At 44.9% G+C, this 26,690-nt stretch carries 13 protein-coding genes and 1 tRNA gene; 7 read left to right on the forward strand and 7 right to left on the reverse strand.

Annotated elements, in window-relative coordinates; translation table 11 throughout:
• Positions 1-221 precede the first annotated feature (221 nt).
• Positions 222-294 (forward strand) — tRNA-Arg (locus QUA53_RS09925).
• Between the two features lie 72 nt (positions 295-366).
• On the opposite strand, the gene QUA53_RS09930 is transcribed toward QUA53_RS09925, so the two are convergent.
• From QUA53_RS09930 to QUA53_RS09950, 6 genes are all read right to left on the reverse strand, one after another.
• Entirely contained in the window at positions 367-1,983 is a 1,617-nt protein-coding gene (locus tag QUA53_RS09930) for a diguanylate cyclase domain-containing protein (protein WP_333096922.1), read from the reverse strand.
• Between the two features lie 5 nt (positions 1,984-1,988).
• Positions 1,989-2,804: an alpha/beta hydrolase gene (locus QUA53_RS09935; RefSeq protein WP_333096923.1), complete on the reverse strand. Its 816-nt coding sequence runs from the start codon at positions 2,802-2,804 to the stop codon at positions 1,989-1,991.
• 204 nt (positions 2,805-3,008) lie between these two features.
• Entirely contained in the window at positions 3,009-3,212 is a 204-nt protein-coding gene (locus tag QUA53_RS29165) for an EAL domain-containing protein (protein WP_445304935.1), read from the reverse strand.
• A gap of 1,037 nt (positions 3,213-4,249) precedes the next feature.
• On the reverse strand, positions 4,250-5,812 hold the full coding sequence (kaiC, locus tag QUA53_RS09940; protein WP_333068315.1) for a circadian clock protein KaiC: 1,563 nt from the start codon (positions 5,810-5,812) through the stop codon (positions 4,250-4,252).
• A 346-nt stretch (positions 5,813-6,158) separates the two neighbouring features.
• On the reverse strand, positions 6,159-6,473 hold the full coding sequence (kaiB, locus tag QUA53_RS09945; RefSeq protein ID WP_006632119.1) for a circadian clock protein KaiB: 315 nt from the start codon (positions 6,471-6,473) through the stop codon (positions 6,159-6,161).
• 188 nt (positions 6,474-6,661) lie between these two features.
• A complete protein-coding gene (locus QUA53_RS09950) occupies positions 6,662-7,594 on the reverse strand; it encodes a circadian clock protein KaiA (RefSeq protein WP_333096926.1) in 933 nt (310 codons plus the stop codon).
• Between the two features lie 396 nt (positions 7,595-7,990).
• Between QUA53_RS09950 and QUA53_RS09955 the strand changes: the two genes are divergently transcribed.
• The gene (locus QUA53_RS09955) at positions 7,991-11,227 is read left to right on the forward strand and encodes an ATP-binding protein (RefSeq protein WP_333096928.1); all 3,237 of its coding nucleotides are present in this window, start codon (positions 7,991-7,993) and stop codon (positions 11,225-11,227) included.
• Positions 11,228-11,585: 358 nt separating this feature from the next.
• Positions 11,586-12,458: a tetratricopeptide repeat protein gene (locus tag QUA53_RS09960; protein WP_445304936.1), complete on the forward strand. Its 873-nt coding sequence runs from the start codon at positions 11,586-11,588 to the stop codon at positions 12,456-12,458.
• Between the two features lie 156 nt (positions 12,459-12,614).
• Here the strand turns inward: QUA53_RS09960 and QUA53_RS09965 are convergent, their stop codons facing one another.
• The gene (locus QUA53_RS09965) at positions 12,615-16,235 is read right to left on the reverse strand and encodes a WD40 domain-containing protein (protein ID WP_333096932.1); all 3,621 of its coding nucleotides are present in this window, start codon (positions 16,233-16,235) and stop codon (positions 12,615-12,617) included.
• Positions 16,236-16,617: 382 nt separating this feature from the next.
• On the opposite strand from QUA53_RS09965, the gene QUA53_RS09970 reads away from it, so the two are divergent.
• The 4 genes from QUA53_RS09970 (at position 16,618) to QUA53_RS09985 (ending at position 26,560) form a co-directional block, all read left to right on the forward strand.
• Positions 16,618-24,102 (forward strand): S8 family serine peptidase, encoded by a 7,485-nt coding sequence (locus QUA53_RS09970; RefSeq protein ID WP_333096935.1) that lies wholly within the window; start codon positions 16,618-16,620, stop codon positions 24,100-24,102.
• An 82-nt stretch (positions 24,103-24,184) separates the two neighbouring features.
• Positions 24,185-24,934: a peptidylprolyl isomerase gene (locus tag QUA53_RS09975; RefSeq protein WP_333096936.1), complete on the forward strand. Its 750-nt coding sequence runs from the start codon at positions 24,185-24,187 to the stop codon at positions 24,932-24,934.
• A 205-nt stretch (positions 24,935-25,139) separates the two neighbouring features.
• Positions 25,140-26,354, forward strand: a complete 1,215-nt coding sequence (locus QUA53_RS09980) for a glutathione S-transferase family protein (RefSeq protein WP_333096938.1) — start codon at positions 25,140-25,142, stop codon at positions 26,352-26,354.
• A gap of 77 nt (positions 26,355-26,431) precedes the next feature.
• The gene (locus tag QUA53_RS09985; RefSeq protein WP_333096940.1) at positions 26,432-26,560 is read left to right on the forward strand and encodes a hypothetical protein; all 129 of its coding nucleotides are present in this window, start codon (positions 26,432-26,434) and stop codon (positions 26,558-26,560) included.
• Positions 26,561-26,690: the final 130 nt, after the last annotated feature.

The following is a 26,690-nucleotide window of genomic DNA, read 5'->3' on the forward strand; positions in this document are numbered from 1 at the left end:
AAACCTAATCTTGGCTAGATTAAAGTTGATTATTTCCCCCATTGTCGTATTATTGTGAACATTTAGGTAGAATTTGCAGTCTCTAGCTTCGAGAACTGCCTGCTCTCCGATCGCGTGGGCGAGTTGAACCCGCATCCCTCAAGCGATTTGGAGGCGGGTCAAGAAATTTGCGATCGGCACTCGCCATTTTCCGCAAGACGTGTTATACTCTAAAAAGTCGAGGGCACGTAGCTCAGTGGATAGAGCATCAGGTTCCGGTCCTGAGGGTCGGGGGTTCAAATCCCTCCGTGCTCACTTAAATTTATTCAATGACTTACTTTGAGACACTGGGGACAAATTTTTGTCCTCGGTGTCAATTATTGTGATTTAAGCGTCAGTGTCAAAAATCGAATCGCCGCTGTAGTCGCAGGTCGCCGACTGATTGCGCCCCTGGTGCTTGGCACGGTACAGTGAACGATCGGCGAGCGCAATCAAGTCAGCCGATGATAGTTCCGAAATCGGAATCAAGTTAGCGATACCCATACTAATAGTAACTACATCGCTCACATCAGAGGTTTTGTGAGGAATATGTAAAGCTTGAATAGCAGCGTGAATCCGTTGGGCCACCGAACTCGCTCCTTCAATATCTGTATTAGGCAAAATGATGCCAAATTCTTCTCCGCCGTAACGCGCCACTAAATCCGCCGGACGGTACACCACCTCTTGCACCGTCTGAGCAAGTTTGAACAGGCAACTATCCCCCATTTGATGACCGTAGCAATCATTATAACGTTTGAAATAATCCACATCAAACAACAAAAGAGAAATAGGTTTTTGTTCCCGGTATAGCCGCTGCCATTCATGCTCTAAGCGGTCATTAAAACAGCGGCGATTAGCAATTTGAGTCAACCCATCAATATTTACCACTTGTTCTAAGAGGTGAGTAGCGCGGGCTAGTTCTTCGTTAGAGAGTGCCAGTTGTTGATTAATTTCTCTCATCCGCGCTTGGGCCTGCTGCCTTTCTGCCAATTCCTTCTGCAACTTCTGGAAAATATCCGCTTGTTTAATGGCGATCGCTAACTGATTAGCAATCTGTTTAACAAGGTCAACTTCAAATTCTTCCCATTGCCGAGGAGCAGAACATTGATGAATACATAACAACCCCCACAAATCTTGTCCATTTAGCAACGGCGCAACTAAATTAGCCCGAACCGGAAATTGTTTCCAAAGAGCGCGGTAACAGTGTTGAAGATCAATATTATTGATATCTTCAACTATCTTCATTCTTCCTTCTTGATATGAATTAGGATATTGTTGACCACCACACTTGTCGTTCAAGAGATTTTTGCTTACCAATTTACATCCTTCGCCTACGGATTCTGAAACAAACTCACCATATCCAAAATTACTGTCAGGATCAAACTTAAATATGCCGACGCGCTCGGCATCAAGAAACAGGCGAATGTCCTGGGAAGCAATCTCAAAAATTGTAGACAAATCAAGAGATTGACGGATGTGTTGAGTAATTTCTTGAAGTAATATAGCCTTGTCGTACTGTTTCCGCAAAGCTATTTCCGCTTGCTTTTGGGCGAGAATAGCTGCCTCTGCTGCTTTTTTTGCTTTAATAATTTCACCTTCGTATAGAATACGCTGGCGGATACAGATCAAGATGCAATCGTTCACAAAGTTTCCTCCCTGATTCCGACGCACAGCGTTGATCAGCATAGGTATATCACTACCATGCTTCGACCTTAATGAGAAGTAAATTTCCTCTACTTTACCGTCGAGCTTCAACAGGGGGAAGAAATGGGTTTGAAAAAAAATCCGGCTGGGCATTGGCAGAATGGAGTCCATTTTGCGTTCCCGCAGTTCATCGGTTTCGTATCCGAGTAATTCCAGTAATGTGGCGTTGACCATTAGGATCGTACCATCGTCAGCAAACGAGAGGAATCCACAGGGTGACGTGTTGAGTAGCTCGTCTATCTGGTAGGTCATGTTTGCCATACAAATCAAGTAGTATGAGGTACACTCAAATACTCCTTAATCATCTCGATCGTTTCTTGTGGATGACTCAGGTGCGGGCAATGTCCCGTAGCTTTCATCAGCCGTAGCGCACTTTTAGGTAGGTGGCGCTGAAGGTAATGCCCTACTTCGGTGGGAGCAATCACGTCATCAGCGCATTGCAATATCAGTGAAGGTACTGGTACCTTGGGTAAATCACTGCGATTGTCAGAGTAAAAAGTTACCTCGGCAAAGCGACTTGCAATCACCGGATCAGTGGAGCAAAAACTTGTCTCAAGTTCCTCACTTAACTCAGGACGCTCCTGATTCTGCATCACCATTGGCGCCAGAAAGCTTGCCCAACCAATGTAATTTTTCTCCATGATATCGAGCAGATCCTCAATATCTTTTCGCTCAAACCCTCCGTAATAATTTGGTAAATCATTGATGTAGCAAGGTGAAGGCCCTAGGAGAATCAGGCGATTAAAGTAATTAGGAGCTTGAATTGAGGACAGAAGGCCGATCATACTGCTGACAGAATGACCGACAAAAATCACATCCGTCAACCCTAATTCTTCACAGATATCGAGGATATCCTGAACATAGCCATTGAGGTCGCTGTACCGTTCATAACTGTAGGCACTAATATCAGACTGTCCCGAACCTACATAATCAAATAGGATGATTTTGTAGTCCTTCTCAAAAGCCGGTGTTACGAAACGCCACATATTTTGATCGCAACCAAATCCATGAGCAAACATCATCGTCTGGGTGCCTTGTCCAAACAATTTTATATTATTCCGTAAGAAAATTTTTTTGGTCATTTGAGCGACATGAGCATTAAATTAATTATAAGACTTTTGCGCGCTTTCAAGAGGGAGGATTGCTGATTCCACATAGTGGTAGACAACAATTCAGGATCTCAGATTAATTGAGTGGCAAACTCAGCAATAGCCGGCTTCCTCAACATATAATGCAGCCCAATTTCCTAGGCGCTTGCTTGTAACTATTCCTATTTCGGTGGGGTTTCAATTCCTTCGGCAATTGTACTGAGATTTAAGCCATGTGTGATTACAACTATGGGTTGGGCAATTATTCCGCGATCGCTCGCTCGAAACGCTGGCTAAATCGCGGACAAGTGAGGGATCAATTTTGAGCGACTTTACCAGAAAATTTTTCAGATTGTTAAAAGCAGCATAGCCAGTCGCAAAATCATCGACATAAATCTCCATACCATGCTCGGATCATTGGCTCAAAAGATTGTATGTAATGTCAACATTAAGCCTCATTGCCGTTCCCGTAATCTTTAGCCCTAGATATTTTGGCTTCATATCGGTGCGCTCAACAATGCGATCGCTCTTAGCGATTAAAGTCGGTTGGCTGAGTTGACGTGGCGACAGATTCACCGCGACATTAGGCAGAATTAGTCCTGCTGCTAGCCACTGCTGATATTGCCAGCAAGCTTGCTCTAAAATTCATTTGCTCTTCGGGCCAAATCAATCCAGTTTTTTCGGTAATGGCAATACATCGATGGCGATGAATCCAACCTAGTTCAGGAGAACACCCTCCTACTATAACTTTAACACCAGCAAGGCTACCTGTTTGCGAATCGAGCTGAGGTTGATCATACAGCAAGTATTGGCTTTCCAAGCACAATTCAAGAGATTTGCGATCGCCACGGTATTGGATTTGGCCCTAGGTATGGTGGCTGTGTAAAAAATATAGGTATTCGACCTCATTCCTTAACTTAATATAGGGAAATATCTGCATTTTTGAGCAAGCTATCGAAATCCATTTCATCTTGTGGAGCGAGGGAGAGGCTAATAGTGGTGATGAGGTGTAAGTAATGATGTTTGATAATAAAATAAATTTTAATATTTTAGTACAATAATTTCTCGTGGTTCCGCTAATGTGGGGGTAGTAGAGATAGGCAACACGAGGGACTAAAGTGCTAGGCTAGGAAGATTTGCTGGTATGTCCGAGAATGGGATATAGAGAGGATTTTATGATTTTTGAGATGTCATTGAAATATACAATTTAGAGGCTCAACAGCTTACCCCTAGATTTTTACCAAAACCTATTTAGTGAAATTGATATACCATAAGGCGCTGATGCAGAAGGCAATCAAAGCTCCTATTTCAGCAATTAAAAACCTCCTAAACATTGTCGCGGTTGCTATAAATTTTCACAAACTCCTCAAATTAAAAGTAGGTTGGGTTCCCTAGCTCAATCCAACCTACTTTTAACAACGATGAATTACTGCTAACTCTCAAATATCCTCATCGTCTTGACCTTGCACACCCTGGAGAATCCGCGATAGCTCACTCTTCTCATTAATCGTAATCCGAGTGGGAGAACCGCTGATAATCCGTTCGTAACCACGGAACGAATCTTTAATTTGTGGGCCTCTTTCAGTAATTGTGTATTCCCGAATTCCTTTGTCGTGCCAGGAACCGCGCATCTTAAACACATTAATTGCCCGCGACATTTCTCCTCGAATCTCTACATACTGCAGCATAATAATCGTGTCAGTAATTGTAGAAATATGGGAGTCCGTAATCGAATTAGAACCCATAAACTGGTCGCTTGTATTCGTAAAAAAGCCGGTTATTTCTTCCTGCTTCGCAAAACCTGTCACTCCGATCACAAATTGCCTGAAAGCATTATTGCTGACACCCCTAGCTAAAGCAGACAGCGAGTCTATAGCAATTCGAGAAGGTTTGAACTCCGCAATTTCTGATTTAATAGTCTGCAAGTGGTCTTCCAAACCGGCAGATTCCGGGTAAGTACACAGCAGCTTCAGCATTCCTTTCTGTTCCATTTCCTCAAAATCAATGCCCCAAGAATAAGCATTGCGGAACAACTGAGCCCGCGACTCTTCATAGGCAAACAGCAGCGCCCGATTGCCGTTCATACAAGCATTCTGCAAGAACTTGCTCACTAAGAGCGTTTTGCCGGTTCCCGTTGCACCCGTAGCTAAAATAATCGAGTCTTTGAAGAAGCCGCCGCCGCACATCTCATCTAGAGTTTTATCGCCCGAAGAAACCCGCACGTTGGAAGACTTTTGAGTTAATCGCATCGCCCCCAATGGGAAAATATTAATTCCGTCATTAGTCATAGTAAAAGGATATTCGCCCTTCATATGAGTTGTACCCCGCAACTTCAAAATTTCGATGGTGCGGCGGCGGCGTTCTCCTTCCAATACGTTGCGAACAATCACCACATTATCCGACACAAACTCTTCCACTCCAAACCGAGCCACCGGGCCGTATTCTTCCACCCGTTCCGTCGTCATAACTGTAGTTGCTCCGACTTGTTTGAGGCGCGCAACTAAGCGAAAAATTTCTCGGCGCACCACCGATGCAGCATCGTACTGCTGAAATACGGCGGTAACAGAATCTATTGAAACCCGCTTGGCTTTGTACTTGCGAATGGCGTACTGAATTCGCTCGATTAAGGCTGATAAATCAAAATTTCCTACGATATCTTGACCTTCTGGATCGGGGGAAGCATCCAAAATAAATAGCTTGCCTTCCTCGATTAACTGTGCCAGATCCCAACCGAAACTGCAAGCATTTTTAATAATATCTGTCGGAGATTCTTCAAAAGTTACGAAAACTCCAGCTTCGTCAAAATGGGTAATTCCGTTATACAGAAATTGTACGGCAAATAAAGTTTTTCCCGTTCCTGATGTGCCGCTGACTAGGGTGGTTCGCCCGAGTGGCATTCCGCCGTGACTGATGTCATCGAAACCCTCAATCATCGTGCGAATTTTTTCAACTCCTGCCGTTACCAATCCTTCTCGTTTAACCGTTTGACTAATTTCATTCATGTCGATTTTTGTCAACTCTCAGTATTCTTTAGTTGTCACTCATTAACCGCCGATCATGAGTCTTTGTACCCAGCTTTTAGTTTTGGCTCTTGCTCAATAACTAATTACTGCTGACTGCTGACTAATGACCCCGCCCAAAAACCGATACCGTGCCACGTACTCCTGTCGTGGAAGGAGAAAAATTTTAGACTTGTGTTCAACCTCCCAGATTCATCTGTTGAATAAATCTAAAATCTAAAATCGTTCGACGCTCGCACGACTCGACGCTTCGACTGAGCGCTCGCCGAACGTTTCACGCCAAACCGAAGTCTTAAATCTAAAATCGACTGACTCTCACCTGATTATCTTATGAATTCAGGTCTTCTTCGCGAAGTTCTTCATAGAGCAAATCTAATCCTATCAGAACTTTCTCACGATCGGACAAATCGCCAATAATTTTTCGCACCGGTGGTGGCAGGATTTTGGCCAGCGTCGGGGTTGCCAATATTTTGTCCTCTTCTGCTAGCTGAGGATTTTTGAGAACATCTATGACTTTCAGCGCGTAGACGCCTTGAAATTCTTGTTCTAGGATGTCCTTTAGGGTTTTCAAAGCTCGCACTGAGTTGGGAGTATTCCCCGCAACGTACAGCTTCAGAACGTAGGTTTTCTTCAGAGGACTCATGAACTTTTTTAAATGTTGAGTATTAGTTGTCAGATGTTAGTTGTAGTTGTTATTTGTCTTAAATCCGCTGTTCTTTGTTATTTTATAATAATTTCCGCCTCTCCCTCGCGCGACCGTTTGTCGGCTCCTTTATTTTTTGTTAGATTCTACCTTCTACCTTTTCTTTCTTAAATTATGCCGAATCCCTTCTACCTTCTACCTTGAGAGGTTTCTTTCGGAATCGATCGCCGATACATCTCGCACATATGAGCGATCGCGTCAATCAGAGTCAAGCGGTAATCGAGCAATATTTCCTCGTTGCGTCCTTCTATTTTTAGCTGTTTAGCAAACTCGTCCATCAATTCCATGTGAATTTCTACAATCTGAGTCACGGGAACGTCAGCAAAAAAAGCCAAATTCACAAATTCATCTATTTGATTGTTGACCGCAGTATCTTGAGAAAAATAATTCAAAACGATGTCGCGATAACTTGACTTGAGTTGCTCCAAAAACTTTTGTTTCTCTGGTCCCGACAGATTTCTCAAAAAAATCTGGGAATTTCTTTTATAATACACACCTAAGTATCCTAATCGCTCCCGTAATTTTTCCGCCAGCCGTCGCTGCTGTCGGCTGAGCAAACTTTGAGCCGTCAATTGGGCTGTCGCATCGACCGTTACGGATTGGTAATTGACAGGAACCGGAGTTGAAAGCTTCAGAAATTGTGCGATTGCCCGATCGATACCGGCAGCTATTTCGCTCGATCGAGCGATTGCCAGTTGCACCTCAGCAGGGTGATAAAAAAAAGCACAGCTTTCGTCTTGACTCTTGTTGGGGGTACTGGCTGCGGCCTCAAAACCCTCTGAATATGGTGCTTCGGGCCTGCAATCTTGCGGGTGAGGCGAAAAAATCACAGCAGGCAAAAAGATCGATCGTTCTTGCAGCTTGCCTAGAAGCGATCGCAGATCCCCATCCACCTCCAAAACCAAACAATCAAGGTGATAATTGTGCTTAAGGAACCCCAAAAGCTCCACTGCCGACTTAATGTGCGTTAAAGCATAGCGTTCGCCTCTCAAAAGCTCGATCGCAGAGGCTGCGATTTCCTCAGAGCGGACAAAAATACCGATAGACAGTTGAGGAAGCAAAGCTGTAGGTGCACCACCTAAGTTGCCTGAAAGTGCTGGCTCGCTCAGAGTTGATATCTCCTTTATAAAAAACTTAACATTTTAACAATCATCTCAATATTTATTTTAACCAATCTTAACCGCAAAATAAGTGATGCGCTTCTACCAAAGGAAGAATCAAAGTGTACTCTGTGGTTTTTGTGTCAAGCACCCTGAGCGTGATTTCTGCAATTAAGCTTAAGCCTTAAAATAATTGCTAGTCGCCTCAAATCAGGCGTAGGCATCGAACTCCCCGGTCTCGGTGCAGATATCAAGCCTGATAGCGAACTGATATAAAACAAATAAGATACAAAAATTCGCAGCTACATTGAGCATCAAAAATATTACTGCTCTCGCGAGCAGACTCTCAGGTTTGTTATGCCACTCACCACCCCCAGTCTCAAAAATTTTATCGAGCCAGTGCCGTTGTGCCACCAAACGGCTGCGCTAGAATCGCTGCAGTCAATTTTCAGCTCCTGCAACTGCGATCGAGTCGCAGTAGTCAACGAACAGCTACAGCCGCTGGGATTAGTGTACCTCCGCAGCCTTTGGGCTTGGGGAGCCGATCGCACAAACGACGGGCAGCAACCTTTGTCAGAAAGCCCGATCGCGATCGAACCAGTCATGGCATTACCCGCCGCTATGAGCGTCAGGGAATTCTGGCAGTACCTGCAAACAGAGGAACAAAACACCCCAGCCGGGCCAAACCGCCAAACCGTCGGCATTTCCTCAAACACTCCGATCGCCCTCACAGATGCCAGCGGTCAATTTTTAGGAATGCTAGACAGCCTGAGCCTGCTGCAATTCGCCGCACTCAACAGCAGCTCGCTCTGCAGCCTCACAGAGCCGGCAACAGCCGTCAAAGAAATCGAATTAAAAAAACCAATTTCCGAAGCAATCGCCACGGTCCTAGACGCTCAAGTGCGCTTTCTAGAAGCAGGATTGAAACCTTCGGAAAACCTGAACTCCCTAGTCGAACTACTGGAAAAACTGCCCCTGCCCCTAAGATTGCAAACCCCCACCGCACAAATAGTCAGCCAAAACGCAGCGTGGCGGATTTTGCTGGGAGCAGGCCCAGAACCAGTTCCAGAACCAGCAGCAAATTTGGGTAAACACTCGCCCCGCAAACCAAGCCATTTAACAAGCGAATACAAGAGCGTGGAGTTAGAGGGCATCACCAAAGAATGCAGGAGCCTAGTAGGAGCAAGTAGATCGAGCGAGCGCGATTCAACAGCAGCCACCAGTTGCCCGCTGCCCCTGTACGCTGCCGCCTCCCCCTCAACATTAACCGCTCCAGCTTGGTGCCCCACCGCCGGCAAACCAGACACCTACATTTGCGAGTGCCCCGTACAAAAAGGTCAAGAACGGATCTGGCAATTTGTCAAACAGCCGCTCTCAGACAAGCTAATTTTAGTAATGGGCCAAGATGTTACCGAAGAACATTTAGTCGCCAAAGAACTAGCAGCGAAAAACGCAGATTTAATTCACCTCAACCGACTAAAAGACGAATTTTTATCCTGCATCAGCCACGAACTAAAAACCCCGCTCACCGCCGTGCTAGGTTTGTCAAGCCTCCTCAAAGATAAATTGATCGGAGAACTAAACGACCGCCAAACACGCTACGCCAAACTAATCCATAAAAGCGGGCGGCATTTGATGACAATAGTTAACGATATATTAGACTTGACCCGGATGGAAACCGGGCAGCTAGAACTAATTCCCGAACCAGTCGAAATAGCATCAACCTGCCAAAGAGCCTTTGAACAAGCAAAACAACTGCAACAGCAAGAAGAAAAAAACCCTCCCGCCCCGAGCAAAACTGACGGTACAGCAAACGCAGAACCATCCGCCCAAATAGAGTTTACACTCGAAATAGAACCGGGACTGAGCCACTTAATTGCTGACGAACTGCGGCTGCGGCAAATGTTGGTTAATCTCCTTTCCAATGCCCTAAAATTCACCGAGATCGGCGGCAAAATCGGATTGAAAGTAAATGTTTGGGAAGGCTGGATCGCATTCACAGTTTCGGACACGGGCATCGGCATCCCCGCCGAGAAACAGCACCTAATCTTTCAGAAATTCCAACAGCTAGAAAGCCCCCTCACCAGGCGCTTTCAAGGAACCGGACTGGGACTGGTACTGACTCAACGCCTAGCTCGGCTCCACGGCGGGGACGTTTCGTTTATTTCCTCAGAAAACCAAGGCTCTCAATTTACCCTGTTGCTGCCACCAAATCCTCCGGGAAATAGCAGCGAAGAAGTCCCGGTACCTGGAGCCGCCGAGGCAGAATTATTAAAACCCCAATATCCGACTCCGATCGCCAATTCTCGCTCTCGTTTAGTATTAATAGTCGAAGCAGTTCCCAAATATATCGAAGATTTAACCAACGTCATCTCAGGTTTGGGCTACCAAGTAATAGTCGCCCGTTCCGGCACCGAAGCGCTGGAAAAAGCTCGCAGGTTCAGTCCAGAAGCGATTTTCCTCAACCCGCTGCTGCCGCTGCTGTCGGGTTGGGACGTGCTGACCCTGCTCAAGAGTGACCCGGATACCCGATCGATTCCGGCGATCGTCACGGCCACCAGAGGCGAAAAAGAACGGGCCAGTGTCAACAGAGCCGAAGGCTTTTTGAGCTTGCCGGTGGAAGAACCCGCTTTGCGGCGGCTGCTGGCAGACTTGATCGGTCACAGTAATGCTAGTAGCCCCAAAGTAAGGAGTTCTTTAACTGTGTTGTGGCTCAGCCCGCAAAACGGTTCCTCTCAAGGTTCCGCTTTACTGCTCAACCCCAACTACTGTCGGGTTTTAGAAGCAGACGACCTCGGCCAAGCAGAACTCGTGGCCAGAATTTGGCGGCCCGACGCGATCGTCTTGGACGGTACAAGTGCACTGCAAAACCCCTTAGCTTTTATCGAACAGTTAAGTCGGTCTCGAAATTTGGGTTCTCTCCCCTTGGTGACTTTAGACCCCCCAACTACGCAACTGGCAAATCAAGTCAAAGGATTGTCGGTATTTCCCTGTTTAGCCACTAGGAGTCCCGACGACAGTGAAACTTCACCAACCGGGTTAATGCCAAGTGCTTTGTGGCAAGTGATTCAAGTTGCTGCGGGCATGAGTTGGAAGCCCAGCATTTTATTTGCCGACATTTCGACTTTACCGGATTTGCACCGAACTTCTGGGGGAAACCCGACGGAAGAATTGGAACATTGCGATCGATCGACAAATGCCGAGATTCCCCTCCCCAATTCCCAGTTTTCTACTCCTAACTTTCAAGCTTTGATTCAGTACATCCACACAGCAGGATTTCGAGGGTCGATCGCTTCCTGCTGGACAGAAGTTTTGCAGCAGTTGCAATATCAAAGCGTTGACTTAGTTTTGCTGTGTTTGCGAGATGCCCCCTCAGAATCCCCCGCTATGTTGCAGGCGCTATCGAACCTGCGCCAAATGGCAGTAAAACTGCCGATTTTAGTCTGGGATTATCGATCTGCTGTAAATTCGGAATCCGAGGCGATCGACTTTCTACTGCAAGAAGTATCTGCTAAAATTTTGCCTTCTTCCTTATCAGCAGCACAATTGTTAGACAAAATTCAACAGAGTTTATTAACGCATTCAAGTTCCTGAAAATAAACAATTTACCAGGTTTGTAGAGAGGAATAAACTCGCTTATTAACCATAAAAAAATCAAGTATTATTATGAGAGAAAACAGAATTGGGTAACTCTTTAACTGTCAACCGCGAAGCGTTATTTGTTAACTCAATCAAGTTTATAATAACTCATAATTTTGCTTGTTTGTAGTGAGGCGATCGGTGCTCTATAAAACAGTGAATAAAAACGACTACCCTGAGTGTAAATATAATTTGAAAAGTATTTAAATGAAAACCCAGAAGTGTGGCGAGTCAAGAAGCAATATCAAAACTCAAAAATATGAGTTATTATAGGCGATCGAGAAACCCTTATATTTTTTTCTGGGGCTGTACAGTGCCTAATCGCATTCCTTTAATATCTCTGCTACTCGCACTCGGTTTGTGGACAATGCCCGAGCCTGCTGTCGCACAGGCACTCCTGCCTTACACCCTGCAAATCGACTCGGCCCAACTTGAACAAACAGCCTTGAGCCTTGCAGAAGAAGCCGTCCAGCTAGCCAGGCTGCAGCAGTACCAACTCGCCGTACCTAGAGCCGAACTCGCCACACAGTTAGCCCCCAAAAATGCTCAAACTTGGACTTTGTTAGGCAGCTTGTACCTTCAAGTCGAGCAGCTTGACAAAGGCATTGAAGCTTTGGGGCAAGCTCAATCTCTGTCACCAGAAAATCCATCAATTAAATTTGTCTTGGGAGAAGCTCACTTTCGGAAAGCGAACTACGAGAAAGCAGTCGAATATTTGCAAGCAGGGTTAAAGTTAAAACCAGACACTCCAGGTGCATTATTTGATTTAGGCAATGCTTTTTACAAGCTGAAGCGGTTCGATCAGGCGATCGCCCAATATGAAAAAGCCTTTGCTTTAGAAAAAAACCTGTGGCCGGCTATTAACAATATCGGATTAGTCAAATACGAAATGGGAGATGTTGATAGCGCCATCAAACGCTGGGAACAGGCGATCGCGATCGACAACAAAGCAGCCGAATCAATGCTAGCTCTAGCAGTAGCATTGTACACAAAAGGTGACAAAGAAAAAGGCTTAGCGATGGGAGAAGCAGCTTTGAAACTAGACAAACGCTATGCTACCGTAGAATATCTCAAAGAAAACCTCTGGGGCGATCGTTTAATCGCAGATACCCAAAAGTTGCTAGCCACTCCTGAAATGAAAGCAGCACTGGCTAAAATTCAAGACGCCCCACCCCCTCCAATGTAGTCGCCCGCTCCCAAATCCGGGTTTAATATCATCACGAACCCTCCGTCATTGCGAGGAAGGAAGCAATCGCTTAGTCTCTGCAATTGCTTCCTTCCTCGCAATGACAAATAATACAAAAAAAAGGGGTAGTAAACCCGGATTTGGTATAAGTCGCGATCAACTTACTTCAACTGCCCCCAGTGTTTTGAGCGTCGCAATAGTCGCCTCAGTTAAACCTTTAACACCTGTCATTTTCATGCCTTCATAAGGTTTGGGAATTGGTAAGGTTTTGATGCACTTAGCCGTCAGTGCATCCCAAAGCTTAATCGTCTCATCTTGGCTACTACTAGCAAGGGTCTGACCATCTGGACTAAAAGCAACTGACCATACCCAATGGTTATGTCCTTCGAGAACTTGCAAACATCTACCCGTGCTAACATCCCAAACTCGTATAGTTTGGTCATGACCGCCACTCGCCAAGTATGTACTATCAGGACTGAAAATTATAGATGACACAATACCCCCATGTCCCTCCAGACTGGTCAGACATTCTCCGGTATTGATATCCCAAAAGTTGATGCTACCGTCAGTGTTGCTGCTTGCGAGGATATTACCGTCAGGATTAAAGGCAACACACCAAACCCAACTGCTATTTCCCATCAAAGTTCTTAAGACTTTCCCTGTACTGATATCCCATAACTTCACCGTATTATCGGTACTCGCAGAAGCCAGGATATTACCTGAAGGACTAAAAGTAACTCCCATCACCCAACTCTGATGCTCAGTAAAACTATAAAGACATTGCCCTGTGCTAATATCCCATAGTTTGATAGTCCGATCGGCACTGAAACTTGCCAATATCTTACCGTCGGGACTGATGGTGGCTCCCCAAACCCAAGCAGAATGACCCTCTAAGCTTTTTAGGCATTCTCCTGTCATAGCATCCCATAACCTAACAGTAGTGTCAGAGAATCCACTCGCCAACAAGTCCCCATTCGGACTAAAGGCAATCGATTTCAATCGATTAGTATGTCCATCCTCTATGCTTTTAATACATTTCCCCGTTTTGATATTCCATAATCTCACGGCGCGATCGCTACTAGCTAAAGTTTGGCCATCGGGCGAGAAAACTACCGAATTTACTGGATTGCTTTGCCCCAATACTGTTTTCAGACAATGACCTGTTTTAACATCCCACAGTCTCACCGTACAGTCTTCACCAGTGCTAGCTAAAGTTTTGCCATCAGGATTAAACGCGACGGCTGAAACCCGACTGGTGTGTTTTTGCAGCGTTTTTAGACACTTACCCGATATTACCTCCCACAATCTCACCGTGCTGTCTTCGCTGCAACTTGCTAAAATCTGACCGTCAGGACTAAAGGCAACAGACACTACTATTTGTGAGTGTCCAGAGCAAATCCTCAAGACTTCACCCGTGTTAATATCCCACAGGGCGATCGAAGCATCAGCACCGCCACAGGCTACAGTTTTACCATCCAGACTAAAAGTAACCGATCGAATTTGACGACTGTCACTCTGAAACATTTTCAGGCATTGTCCCGTAGCAATATCCCAAAGTTTAAGTATTCCGTCATCACCGCCACTAACTAAAATATTACCTTGAGGACTAAATGCGATCGACCAAGCCTGACTTTTGTGTGCTTGCAAAGTTAGCAAGCATCGTCCATGACTCCAATCCCAGAAACGCACATTTCCATCACCGATGCTACTAGCAAGCATCTTGCCATCAGGACTAAAAGCCACTCCCAGCACAGGGCTAGTATTTCCCTGCAATATTTGACGGATAGACCAACTGCTAACATCCCAGCAACGAATCGTCCCGTTACTACCGCCAGTAGCAAGAGTTTTCCCATCCGGACTAAAAGCGACTGATAACACGATGCTGCCGTATTCTTTGCTAGTTCTCAGCAGTCTAACTTCTGGCATTTGCCACAAGTGAATCTCACCATTTGTATCGCCCATTGCTAAAAGTTGTCCATCCGGGCTAAAAGCGATTGACAAACCGCTTCCCAGAACTTCAGTGAAAACGGAATTAGCTAAATTAGCCCCAGCAAAGTTTACCTGATGCAAATTCGTATCGGGTAAATAAGCTTGCCAAACGGTCAAATTAGAAAAATCCCAACCGCTTAAATCTGGCTGCATCTGACGCAATAAATTTATAATATTACCCGCAGCATAGCCAGTTTCTATGGTTGGTTTACCGCGCAGCGATGCTAGAATTGGTTTGAGTTTGCTCTCGAGAAGTTGCTGGCGTTCAAAAGTAAAAAGCAGTCGTTCGGCAATAGGTTTAAGGATAAGACGAGCTTGCGTATCTCTAAGGTATTCTTTAGCTGTAGCTTTGAGAAGAGCATGGTTTCTGAGAAGGTCAATTTCGCTGCTGGTTATCTCAGTGCAGACTTTTTCGATTAATCGTTCCGTCATGTATTCCATGACGACGGGCTGTTGAGTGTAGCCGTCTGAGGTTTTTTCGATGAGAGAACGTCTAACGAGAGAACCTAAAACCTCTAGTAATTCTTTGACAGTTAATTTTGAAACTAAATCTTGTTGTAATTCTGTCAGCGAGACTAGCTCGCGCTCGATAGCCAGCCAGTACATCACCTTTTTTTCTAGATATGATAAACGATTGAATTGTCGGTCTAATAAGTTCCGAATATCATCAAATACTAAAGTTCCTTGATTTAAGAGTTCTAAAAATCTGGTCAGGCTACTATCAAAAAAATCATGGATGGCTGGAGCAACCATTTTTAAGGCTAACGGATTTCCAGCATAGTGGGATATCAACATATCCCATTCGCAGTCTGATCCTTGAAAAAAAGCAATACCTTCGACAATTTCCTGTGCTGCTGGGGTTGTTAAACCTGTCAGTTGTAATGAACGAACTGGCAAATTTTTACCTTCTTTAGCGGCTAAACCGATTGGTTTTTCTCGACTGGTTAATAGCAGGATACTTTTATGGTTGATTTCGGCTACGCATCGCAGAAGTTTATCGTAGCCTTCATATCCCTGTCGATAACAACCCGTGCGTTCTTCTTCCTGTAGAATTGACTCGAAGTTATCCAATATTAAAAGACACCGATGCTGTCGCAGATAGTGCATCAGGCGCGAGATTCCAGCATCCACAGTTTCCGGTAAATTTGTTTCCTGTTGGTTCGAGAGAAATTGAATCAGTTCTGCCAACAAGTCGAGGAGCGATGGAGCATTGCAGAGACTGTGCCAGATAATATAATCAAATTGCTCTTGGACGCGTTCTGCTACCTTGATAGAGAGAGAGGTTTTACCAATGCCACCCATCCCCAACAGTGTCACTAGGCGGCAGCGATCACCGATCAGCCACTGTTCTAATAAAGCTAATTCCTGTGTACGTCCGTAGAAAATAGAAACATCTATTGCTTCTCCCCAATTAATACTTTTGTTGAGTTTGGTTACATGAGTTGCAACTCGATCGGCGATCGCACCACTCCAATGGATTTGTTTATTTATATTGTGACTAATTTGGCTATTTGGTAGTGCGACAGTTACTTGTGCCTGTTGCGCTTTCCGTCGCATAACTGACTGAACATTACTCTTTGTGACTTTTTCTCCGAATAGCCGACTGAGAACTTGCCATAACTGAAAGCCAACAAACTTAATGTATTCGGCATCATAACCCGCGCTTTTGGCAATCTGTGGATAAGAGTGTCCTTCCCAAGTCTGCCGCAATACCAGTATGTGAATATCGTTGAGATGCTCTTGTTTGAGAACTGAGTCGAGGAAAAGCAGTGCTTCTTCAATAGTCATTTATCTAAAATTATCCGGTTTGTTAGCGCAAGGGTCGTGGTTCCTGTCCCCAATTGCACGCGTTTAGACCATTATACTTAAAAACTCGGTAGAGTTTGGAGCCACGATATAACTATTTATAACTTTTACTCACAGACACGATCGGCGCATCAGTGTTATTACTGAATCGAGGAAAATTTAACCAGTGAATTGCAATATTAAGAGTAATAGCTATCAAAAGTGTGCATATCTAATGCAGTTTCATTGTCAGGTAGTAATGGGCATTGCAAGAGCTGCTTAATTTTATTGCAATGCTTATTAAAAAAATACTTCTTGAAAGTCAGGCAAGGATAAATTCACTAAAACCACCCATTCAACGCAGATAAATCAGAGGGAATCTACCGTGGGCGAATTAATTAATTACAACGCTACACTTAAATTTGACAAGGAAAAGAGCAATCTAGATGCAGTAATAGGCTCGACAAATGCACTCGCACTAGCATCAGATAAAATAAACAATGTCAGCTATGTTAACAGTTCATTGATTGCTAACGATTCAGCCCCTATCAAAGATAAACTGCCAAGTATTTTAGACTTAAAAAATGAGGAGATCGATAATGTAATTTTGCCCAACTCTAGCACCACAAAAACAAGTATTTTTTCAAATGATTTAAAATCTCAATCTAGTACATCCGATACAGGAATCGATACCCTAACAGGCTTAAAAGTAAACGAAGCGGTAATAGATAATTCAAAACCGGACTCATTAACTAATCCTTCTGCTCCTCAAAGCGAAACACTTAATAATACGGAACAGCCAAAAGAAAACGTTACGCCAGCAACAAGTCAATCTAAGACGCCAGACACTTCCATTACTTCAACTGAAAATAAAACGATCGCACCAGCGATTGAGAAATCATCAGTTTCCATTGAGGAAACTTCCCCTGTCACAGATAAAGCAGCGGTAACTTCTGAGAGTGAAGATCAAGCGATCGCACCGCTTGACACTGGCTCAACCACACCAGTATCGTCAGAAAAGCCAGTTGTGACAACCGAGTCTTCATCTAGCGTCACAGGGGATGAAGGAGCGATCGTATCTGATACTTCTACTCCCAAAAATCCAGATTCAGGAGTAGTAACCAATAATAATTCAGTCGCGATCGCATCGGAAGTATCAAAATCAGATACCCTCGTTGTAACTGAACCTGCAACATCTGATTCTGCTAAAACTGAAACTGACGTAACTTCTACCAACTCAGAGGCACTCGCACCAGCGATTGAGAAATCATCAGTTTCCATTGAGAAAACTTCCCCTGTCACAGATAAAGCAGCGGTAACTTCTGAGAGTGAAGATCAAGCGATCGCACCGCTTGACACTGGCTCAACCACACCAGTATCGTCAGAAAAGCCAGTTGTGACAACCGAGTCTTCATCTAGCGTCACAGGGGATGAAGGAGCGATCGTATCCGATACTTCTACTGGCAAAAATCCCGATTCAGGAGTAGTAACCAATAATAATTCTGGAGCTATCGCCTCTGAAGTATCAAAATCCGATACCCCCGTTGTCACTACATCTCAAAGCTTTACATTTAACACAGGGGTATTTAAAGTTGGTGAAACTGGCAATGTTGGGATTGATTACCTGTTTGACGGAGGTGGATATGAGGGAGAGTTAGGGATTTTTAATCTAGAGGGAATGGAGAAATTAGCTCAAAACTCAGATGCTTTTATTACTGAGGCTGCACGCAGAGCGGTAAGTAATTCTAATTTGGGTTATGTCGTCATTAACGATGCTACTGAAGGAGCCAGATTTAATGGCGACCTCCCTGACGACATCAACCGCAATCAAGGCGAGTATAAAGGCGTTAAAACCTTGACAATGCTTCCAGGGGATACGTTTGCTTTTATCTTAGTCCCTAACGGAGCTAACTTACAGCAAGTTGCAAACAAGTCTGCAACAGGTGATGACGCACGGCCTTTATTTTCCCTGCCAATGGCTAACCCAAATGGTAGCTTTATGACTGGGCAAATTGCCGATGTCACGGGTATAGGAAATACCTTTGTCATGGAAGATTTGCGGGTAGACAAGCCAGGTACAGATAGCGACTACAATGACATTATCTTCCAGGTGCGGGGTGCAACGGGGAGCGCAGTCAGTATAGATAGCGTCATCAATCCAAAGAAAGAGTGGCGTTCAACTAACTTGGGGAAAGCGTTGACTGAGTATGCTAAAGCTTACGTCACACCGGAGAATCCCAAAGTCGGGGAGTTGGTCACAGATGAGTTGTATGATAGCGTTTTCGGCAATACAGATAATCAGATAGATAACGCTAGCAAAACAGGAGCGATCGCCTCTGAAGTATCAAAATCAGACACCCCTGTTGTCACTGCACCCGCAACATCCGATCCTGCTAAAACTGAAACTGACGTAACTTCTACCAACTCCGATGAGCTCGCACCTGCGATCGAGAAACCATCAGTTTCCGTTGAGGAAACTTCCCCTGTCACAGATAAAGCAGCGGTAACTTCTGAGAGTGAAAATAAAGCGATCGCACCGCTTGACTCTGGATCAACCACACCAGTATCGTTAGAAAAGCCAGTTGTAACAACCGAATCTTCATCTAGCGTCACAGGGGATGAAGGAGCGATCGCCTCCGATACTCCCAAAACTTCCGATTCAGCAGTAGTAACGGATAATAATTCAGTGGCGATCGCGTCTGAATTATCAAAATCAGATATCCCCGTCGTCACTCCAGCCACCGCAACATCCGATCCTGCTAAAACGGAAACTGATGTAACTTCTACCAACTCCGATGAGCCCACGTCCACAACCCAAAATAATAATTCAGCTTCTAATACCCCGCCACCTGTAGTGGAGACTGTTGGAAAAGAGGGTGAGGAGATAGGAGCGATCGCCCCTTCAACTCAAGACAATAGCTCGACATCCACCACACAGCCAACTTTAGGGGAAACTGCGCCAAGTGAAGGTGAGGTAACAGCAGCGATCGCCCCTTCAACTCAAGACAATAATTCTGCATATACTACGCTACTAACAGTAGTGGAAACTGAGGCGAGTGAGGGTAATAAGATAGGAGCAATTATATCGACTCCACAAGATAGTAAATCGACATCCACCACTCAGCTAACAGTAAAAGAGCCAGAGTCTACAACTATTCCTATAGTTGACGAATGGCAACAGTTTAAGAAAGATTTGGCTGCTGTTACAAGTGAAGGTAATGCAGATTTAGATAGCTTCCAAAGTGAGCTTGTCAACATTAATAACAACCTGAGCAACTTAGCAGAGAACCTCGCTAAAGACATCAATAGCGCCCAAAACAACACATTTAATCAGTTGTACGATACCGGGTCTGCTCTTATCCAGACCCAAACAAACCTAAATCAGCTTGGGGAAACGATCGCTAGCGCTGACCAAAAAACAGTTGACCAGATAAACAACCTCTGGAGTGGAATCAAGACAGCAGAAGATACATTTAACACAAATCCCCTCCATATAACCATCCAAAATGCTAACAACGAAATGTACCGCTATTACAGCGATACATGGGATGCTTTGTATCCAAATAAAGCAGCATACCCTGATGCCTGGAACCAGGTGCAACCCTTATATGACTATTCAAAACAAGCCGTTGACCAGTACAAAGCTCTTCAAAACCAAAGCCATACTGTCTTTAATAACGCTTGGAACGAATACCGCCAGATCCAAGACTTTCGGCAAACCGCAATCAACAACGCTTGGGGCGAGTACAGCGCCATTGCTAACACATTGAACGACTCTTGGAGCCTATACAGCGCACTCGATAACAACACGTATGCTATCTTTAACGATGCTTGGAGTAATTATTACGATCAAAATGAACAAAGTTCGCAAGTTGTAAGCAACGCTTGGGGCGAGTATAATGCCCTTAAAAACTCCTGGAATGACTGGGCCGGCGATACCGAAGCTCAAATTGATACTTGGGAAAAAATCTTTAAGTCTGAAAACCGCTGGTATAACCCCACTAATAATCCACCCAAATCCGGTTTGCCCTTGATTGGCATTATTGATACAGGCTTTAGTGCAGATAATCCTGATATTGGCGACTCCAGAATTACGATCGGTAAAGACTGGGTGGATGGCGATACTAACCCATTGCTGCAACCAGGTGAAGGTGATGAACACGGTAGCAAGATATTAGAAATTATTGCTGGCACTCGTAAGAACGGCATTGGCATTGATGGAATTAACGACAAATCACCTCTGTGGTTAGGGCGTACCGTTGGTTCCAATGATTGGGCGCAATCTTTGATTGAATATGTAGATACAGTCAAAGACTCGGATCAACCAAATGCTCTTGTCAACCTCAGCTTTGATTTAACTCAAACCAATGCAGATGGTAGCGTCGCTACTCGTTACGAATTAACCTCTTTAGAACGAGCAGCTTTGGCTTACGCCCAGCAAAATAATGTCTTGATTGTGACAGCAACAGGCAATCAAGGCAGCACCATGTCTGCTCTGGGTCAAGCCGTTAAAGAGTTTGACAACATCATTACCGTGGGAGCTGCTGAGGGGTGGAATCCCGCTGATTATTCTAGCTATGGCGAAGTAGATTATGCCAACTACGGCAAAGGTGTTGATCTTCTGGCACAAGGAACTGCCAGCAATGGAACATCTGGCACATCTGTTGCAGCAGCTAAAGTTACAGGTGCAGCTTCCTTATTGTGGGCAGCCAATCCTAATTTAAACTACGCCCAAGTCATCGACATTCTGAAGCGGACAGCAACCGACTTAAATACACCTGGTTGGGATGCTCAAACAGGTTTAGGGTTGCTAAATATTTCTGCTGCTGTTCATTTAGCAAAAGCAACTGAACCACAAGTTTACACACCTCCTAGTTTTAATCTCGTTCAGGAGACGCTCAAAAACTCCAACATTCCAGCGGTTTATTGGCCTGACTTCTATAACTACTACTACTACTCCGACCTAGAAGCAAAACTAACAGGCTCGGTTTGGATCGGTGCGGGTAATGCTATTGCAACAGAGCGACCTACAGATACGCGAACAGAAGTATTTCGAGCAACACCATTCTTTCGTAATGGTTTACCCAACTGGTTGCCTGACTGGGTAACTCGGGATGCAATATCTGGGTTTATAGCAGACCAACAGGTAGAAAATTATAAAAGCTCGCATCCCCTACCGACTATTGATGGTCAGAGTTATTCCCATTACGAAAATGAAACCGAGGATCTCCGCTGGAGTGGAACAATATACATACCCTGGCCACAGGAAGTAAGCATAACCTGGGGAGGCATTAAGAAGGTTATTCTTGTTACAAACGAGGATCTTAAACGCCAGTTGGAAGAGACAAAGGCTGCAAAGGATGCTGCACAGAATAAGGTTAATGAGACTAAGAAAAAACTAGAAGATGAGAAGAGAAAAGCACAAGAAGAGCTTGAAAAGCTTAAGGAAGAGTTGCGTCAACGTCAAGCGATGCTTAATGCTAAGCTCCAACAGACTAATGGAGAAGTAACTCCCGAAATCATAGCGCTTCAGCAGCAAGTTGATGCGAAAAAAGCAGAAATTGCTCAACATCAGAAAGAATCAGATGCAAAAATTGCTGCTCTTGAGAGCAAGCTACAAGAAGATGAGAGGAACTTGCACCAAAAGAACAAGGAATATGAGGCAGCCGTAGCAGCAGCTCAAGCATGGCAACAACAGGAGCTAGAGCGCATCCGCCAGAAACAGCAGGCAGCTAAAAAGGGATTTTTTGACCGCTTGAGTGATAGGGTCAACCAGTTTTCAAAGGATATCAGCGAGAAAATAAAGAGTAGCCTAGACGGCATGGACGTTGGTGCTGTCCTTGATGTCTTAAAGAAAATTCCAGTTGTCGGCACTGTTGTCAATGGTATCGAAGGATTGATTGCTCTGATTGGAGGAGATTGGATAAATGTCACCCAGAATGCTATCAATGGGGTACTGAACTTAATAGGTGTCTCTTTTCCAGGAAGGGATACGCTGGTCCAGATCCTAGTAAATGTCGGCTGGGGAATTATCAACAAAGACTACAAGACAGCCTTGAAAAATATTCTCAAAGAGCTTGATGTGGAAGATAAAGTAGCAAATACTTTTGTAGAGGTTGCCTGGGCAATGAAAGACGGTGACTGGAAGGATGTTTTAAGTAAAGGGTTGTCGGGTACAGGGTTTAATAATGCTGAGAAATTTGTCGATATTGCCTGGGCTATCAAAGATGGTGACTACAAGAAAGCTCTGAGTACGGGTTTATCAACCACTGGATTTGCCAATGCCAACAAATTTGTAGACGTTGCCTGGGCAGTAAAAGATGGCGACTACAAGAAAGCGTTGAGTGGAGGTTTAGAAGCGGCTGGTTTGGGCAATGCTGGAACATTTGTCGGGAATGTTTTTGATGCTATTACAGACGATTACTCGCTGCCAGGACAAAGTATAGACCCCGCAGCTATTCCGGAAAAACACAAGTTATACGAATATCTGGCTCGCGGTATTGCCTACGAAGATCCTGAAGTATCTGCTATTGCCGAAGATGCTTTCAAAGATGACAGTCCTTGGGGCAAGAAACTAGCTGTAGGCGAAAAAGTGCTGAAATCTGGTTACGAATTTGGTTACGAAGTTAACAAAGTAATTTCCGATCCAAACACTGGATTTTATGCCGTGGGTCTTGTTTCAACTGATGGCAGTAAACCACCCGTTCTTGCCGTTCGCGGTACGGGAGGCAGCCCAACAGAACGCAAAGGCCCCGCATTGTTAAAAGATGTTTTGGAAGATGCCAATCCTATCAGCATCGGTTACACTCAATTCCAAGCGAATAAGAATGAGATAGAAGCTTGGTTAGCGACTCAAAATCAGCACGGTCGCCGTCCTGATGTTGTAGGTCACAGTTTGGGTGGTGCTTTAGCTCAAACAATTGCGGCTGAATTTACCGATAAAGTGGGTCAAACCATCACATTTAATTCTCCCGGAATTGATGATTCGATCGCGCTTAAATTTGCCCTCAATGGAGGGAATCCAGAAAATGTAACCCACTACGTCGTATCTGGCGATATCGTCCAAATGGCTGGAGAAGCATTCCTGCCCGGTCAAGCCGTTCTTTCCTCATACTCTAATCCTTTTGTCTGGGAAAAACACGGACTGGCTGTGCTGAATGGTGTGGAAATTAAGGGCGAACAAAAAGCATCTGGGGTTAAATTCTCTTCTCTTTCCGTTCTCGATTTGAGCAATCCAGCTTTCCAATACAAAGAGTTAGATTACACTCTGTTCTTAGCCGCATTAGGACTGGTATCGCCCTATGTTTCAACCTCATTAAGTACGCGCGGAACTGCGGAAGCGAATCGAAAAGCAATCGGTGCTTTCTTAAACTCCAACTTCCAAACGATTCAAAGTTGGGTCGATGCTGCTTGGTCTATTAAAGACGGTGATTATCTCAAGGCACTTTCTACTGGCTTTGACGTTGCCAAGTTCCAAGATGGTAAAAATTGGATAGATATGGTGCAATCTGTCAAGGAGGGCGAATATCTCAAAGCACTCTCGACTGGCTTTGATGTTGCCAAGTTCCCAGATGGTAAGAATTGGGTAGACATGGCGTGGAGTTTGCAGCAAGGCGACTACCTAACAGCGCTTTCTACAGGATTTAAAGTTGCTGGATTCCCCGAAGGCGAACATTTAGCCCAAACTGCGGTTAACTTAAGAGAAGGTAAGTATTTGGATGCTTTCTTTGAAGGAATGTACATGATTCCCGGTGTCGAGGATTTAGTCAATGCTTTCAAAGCGGTAGGCGATGGCAATTTCAAAGGTGTTGCCAACTCGCTTGCCAAAGTGGCTACCAATCCCACGTTGCTCGATTTGCTAGTTGGCTAGTATCGATGCGGGGCGGGTAAACTAGGGATAGTTGTAACCCGCCCTTATAATTCCAACCGCCCTCATTAACCAACATTTCCCAATGGACATCAACAATTTTTTATCGATAGACAGTGTAACTTTATCTTTAGAACAATCCCTTGACTATCTCCGCACGGCTGGTAAATTATCAACAGTTGTGTTAGAAATTGCCCAGCAGTATCTTGTAGAAAACGAAATTAAAGCTTTAGCAATTCCCGAACCGGAAGCCGATATCGTAGAACAATTTATCCTAGAATTTCGGCTGCAACAGCAATTAACTAGCCCTGAAAGTTTCCAAAAATGGTTATTGACAAATGGGATAAATTATGCTGTACTTAAACAGCAAGTGATTTTTCGGATCAAACAAGAAAATCTCAAAGAAAAGGTCACAGCATTAAAAGTACAAAAACACTTTGTGCAAAATAAAGAAAATTTGGATCGGGTTGTCCTTTCACGCATTGTCGTACAGCATCCAGAAATTGCTGAAGATTTGAAAGCGCAACTGGAACAAGGTGCCGATTTTGTCCAATTAGCTAAACAATACTCCACCGTAGATGATGCTGTAGTAGGTGGCGTAATGGGGCCAGTTATTCGCGCTCAGATGCCAGAAATGGTTCGCAAAGCCACAGAAAATGCACAAGTAGGGCAAATTATTGGCCCGCTTCAGATTGAGGGACGCTATTGTTTGTTGAAAGTTGAACAACTGCTACCTGCTTCGTTAGAAGGTGCTTTAAAGCGAGATTTGGAAAATCTTCTGTTTGAGGAATGGTTAAAAGAGAAACTACAAAATATGAATGTCAAGTTGAATTAGATTATTTAATGTGACTTTGATTACATAATCATTTTCGCTATTCGTTGTGACTTTGTATGAGGGGTAATACCCTTCATACAAAGTCAACAGTCTCTTTTAACCGCCGAATCATCAAGGGGGTGGCTAACTTGTGGACGATCGCGACCAAGAAAAGCTATACATTTAGTCTATATTTTGGGGAACCATCATCAGCACTAATTCACCTATGACATCCACCGCCACGATCGCCACCCCTCTAACCTGGACAGAATTAGAAGCCCTCACAGACTTTGAAGTTGATCGCGTCAACGGGCCAACGAACGCCCAAGCCCGCTTGCGCCTCTTTGGTAAAAGCGAATCCGATGTGCGAGTCACTCTGTACCGCGATAACCATGCTTGGTGTCCCTACTGCCAAAAAATCTGGCTGTGGCTGGAAGAAAAACAAATCCCCTACCGTATTGACAAAGTTACTATGTTCTGCTATGGGGAAAAGGAAAGTTGGTACAAGCGCAAAGTGCCATCGGGAATGCTACCGGCGATCGAACTAGACGGCCGCATCATCACCGAAAGCGATGATATCTTAATCGCCCTCGAACGAGTCTATGGCCCCTTGGGTTTGGGCATGGAAAACCCCGCAGTGCTTCCCCTGCGGCGCTTAGAGCGACTGCTGTTTAGGGCCTGGTGCTCTTGGCTGTGCTACCCAGCAAGTTCAGCCAAAGTAGAACAGCACAACCGCAACCAATTTATCAGCGTCGTCGCCCAGGTAGAAAAGGCTCTGGCTAGCACTCCGGGGCCTTATTTTCTCGATGAATTTGGCACTGCTGATGTCATCTTTACGCCCTACGTCGAACGCATGAATGCCAGTCTTTACTACTACAAAGGCTACTCGATGCGGGAAGAAAACCCGCGCTTTGCTGACTGGTTTGCGGCGATGGAAACCCGCCCTACCTATCGGGGCACTCAGAGCGATTTTCACACCCACGTCCACGATTTACCACCTCAGATGGGCGGGTGTTATGAAAACGGCGAACCTCAGATGCTACTCAATAAAGCCCGCGTGGATAATGGGCCTTGGGCTGGACTGCCGGATGTGATGTATCCAGAACCGGAAACCTCCCGCGCTGAAGCACTCCACCGCGTCATTAAGCACCACCGCAATATCGTTCGAGTCAATCCTGCTGATGACAAGTTATTCGATGAGGCTTTGCGTTGTGCTTTAACTTTGATGATGACTGGCGAAGTTTGTACGCCGCCGGCTGGTTCTGATGCGGCTTTGCGGTATTTGCGCGATCGGGTGAATGTGCCCCGCGATATGTCCATCTACGCGGCCAAGCGATTGAGGGAAGCGTTGGAGGAAACGGCAGCTTTGGTGGGTGATGGCCAAGGTTCTCCGATTCTGCTGAAGCATCGGCGAGATCAAGATCCGGCTAATTTTGTGTAGGATTCTGGGCATATCGGAATCAGACAATATCGGCGTTGCTGCTGCTCTACTTCATCAGCTTGCTATCTGCTCGATTAATGAAACTAAAGGTTGATGTGATTGTTAATCCGGTTCTGTTTGAAGAGGAGGATACTGGGCTGGTGGAGTTGGCGATCGAGCCTGAAAATGAGGTTGTCCATATTTTTAATCCTCGTCAACAGAGATAGAATGCTCACTTTGCTTGGAATGGTGTGGAAGCTGAAACATTCTATTTCATTGTAACCCACATTCCGCAGATGTGGGTGGAATTTTTTTATCAGTTGTGAAAAGTTGGAACCCCAAAGTTTTTCCGTTTAA

The organism is Microcoleus sp. Pol12B3, assembly GCF_036701355.1.
Taxonomy (GTDB): domain Bacteria; phylum Cyanobacteriota; class Cyanobacteriia; order Cyanobacteriales; family Microcoleaceae; genus Microcoleus.

What these genes read in the sequence shown, in the direction of transcription:
- QUA53_RS09975 (WP_333096936.1), top strand. Translation starts at nt 24,185, where the DNA reads ATGGACATCAACAATTTTTTATCGATAGACAGTGTAACTTTATCTTTA.
- kaiC (WP_333068315.1), bottom strand. Translation starts at nt 5,812, where the DNA reads ATGAATGAAATTAGTCAAACGGTTAAACGAGAAGGATTGGTAACGGCA.
- QUA53_RS29165 (WP_445304935.1), bottom strand. Translation starts at nt 3,212, where the DNA reads ATGGAGATTTATGTCGATGATTTTGCGACTGGCTATGCTGCTTTTAAC.
- QUA53_RS09985 (WP_333096940.1), top strand. Translation starts at nt 26,432, where the DNA reads ATGAAACTAAAGGTTGATGTGATTGTTAATCCGGTTCTGTTTGAAGAG.
- QUA53_RS09935 (WP_333096923.1), bottom strand. Translation starts at nt 2,804, where the DNA reads ATGACCAAAAAAATTTTCTTACGGAATAATATAAAATTGTTTGGACAA.
- QUA53_RS09955 (WP_333096928.1), top strand. Translation starts at nt 7,991, where the DNA reads ATGCCACTCACCACCCCCAGTCTCAAAAATTTTATCGAGCCAGTGCCG.
- kaiB (WP_006632119.1), bottom strand. Translation starts at nt 6,473, where the DNA reads ATGAGTCCTCTGAAGAAAACCTACGTTCTGAAGCTGTACGTTGCGGGG.
- QUA53_RS09965 (WP_333096932.1), bottom strand. Translation starts at nt 16,235, where the DNA reads ATGACTATTGAAGAAGCACTGCTTTTCCTCGACTCAGTTCTCAAACAA.
- QUA53_RS09930 (WP_333096922.1), bottom strand. Translation starts at nt 1,983, where the DNA reads ATGGCAAACATGACCTACCAGATAGACGAGCTACTCAACACGTCACCC.
- QUA53_RS09980 (WP_333096938.1), top strand. Translation starts at nt 25,140, where the DNA reads ATGACATCCACCGCCACGATCGCCACCCCTCTAACCTGGACAGAATTA.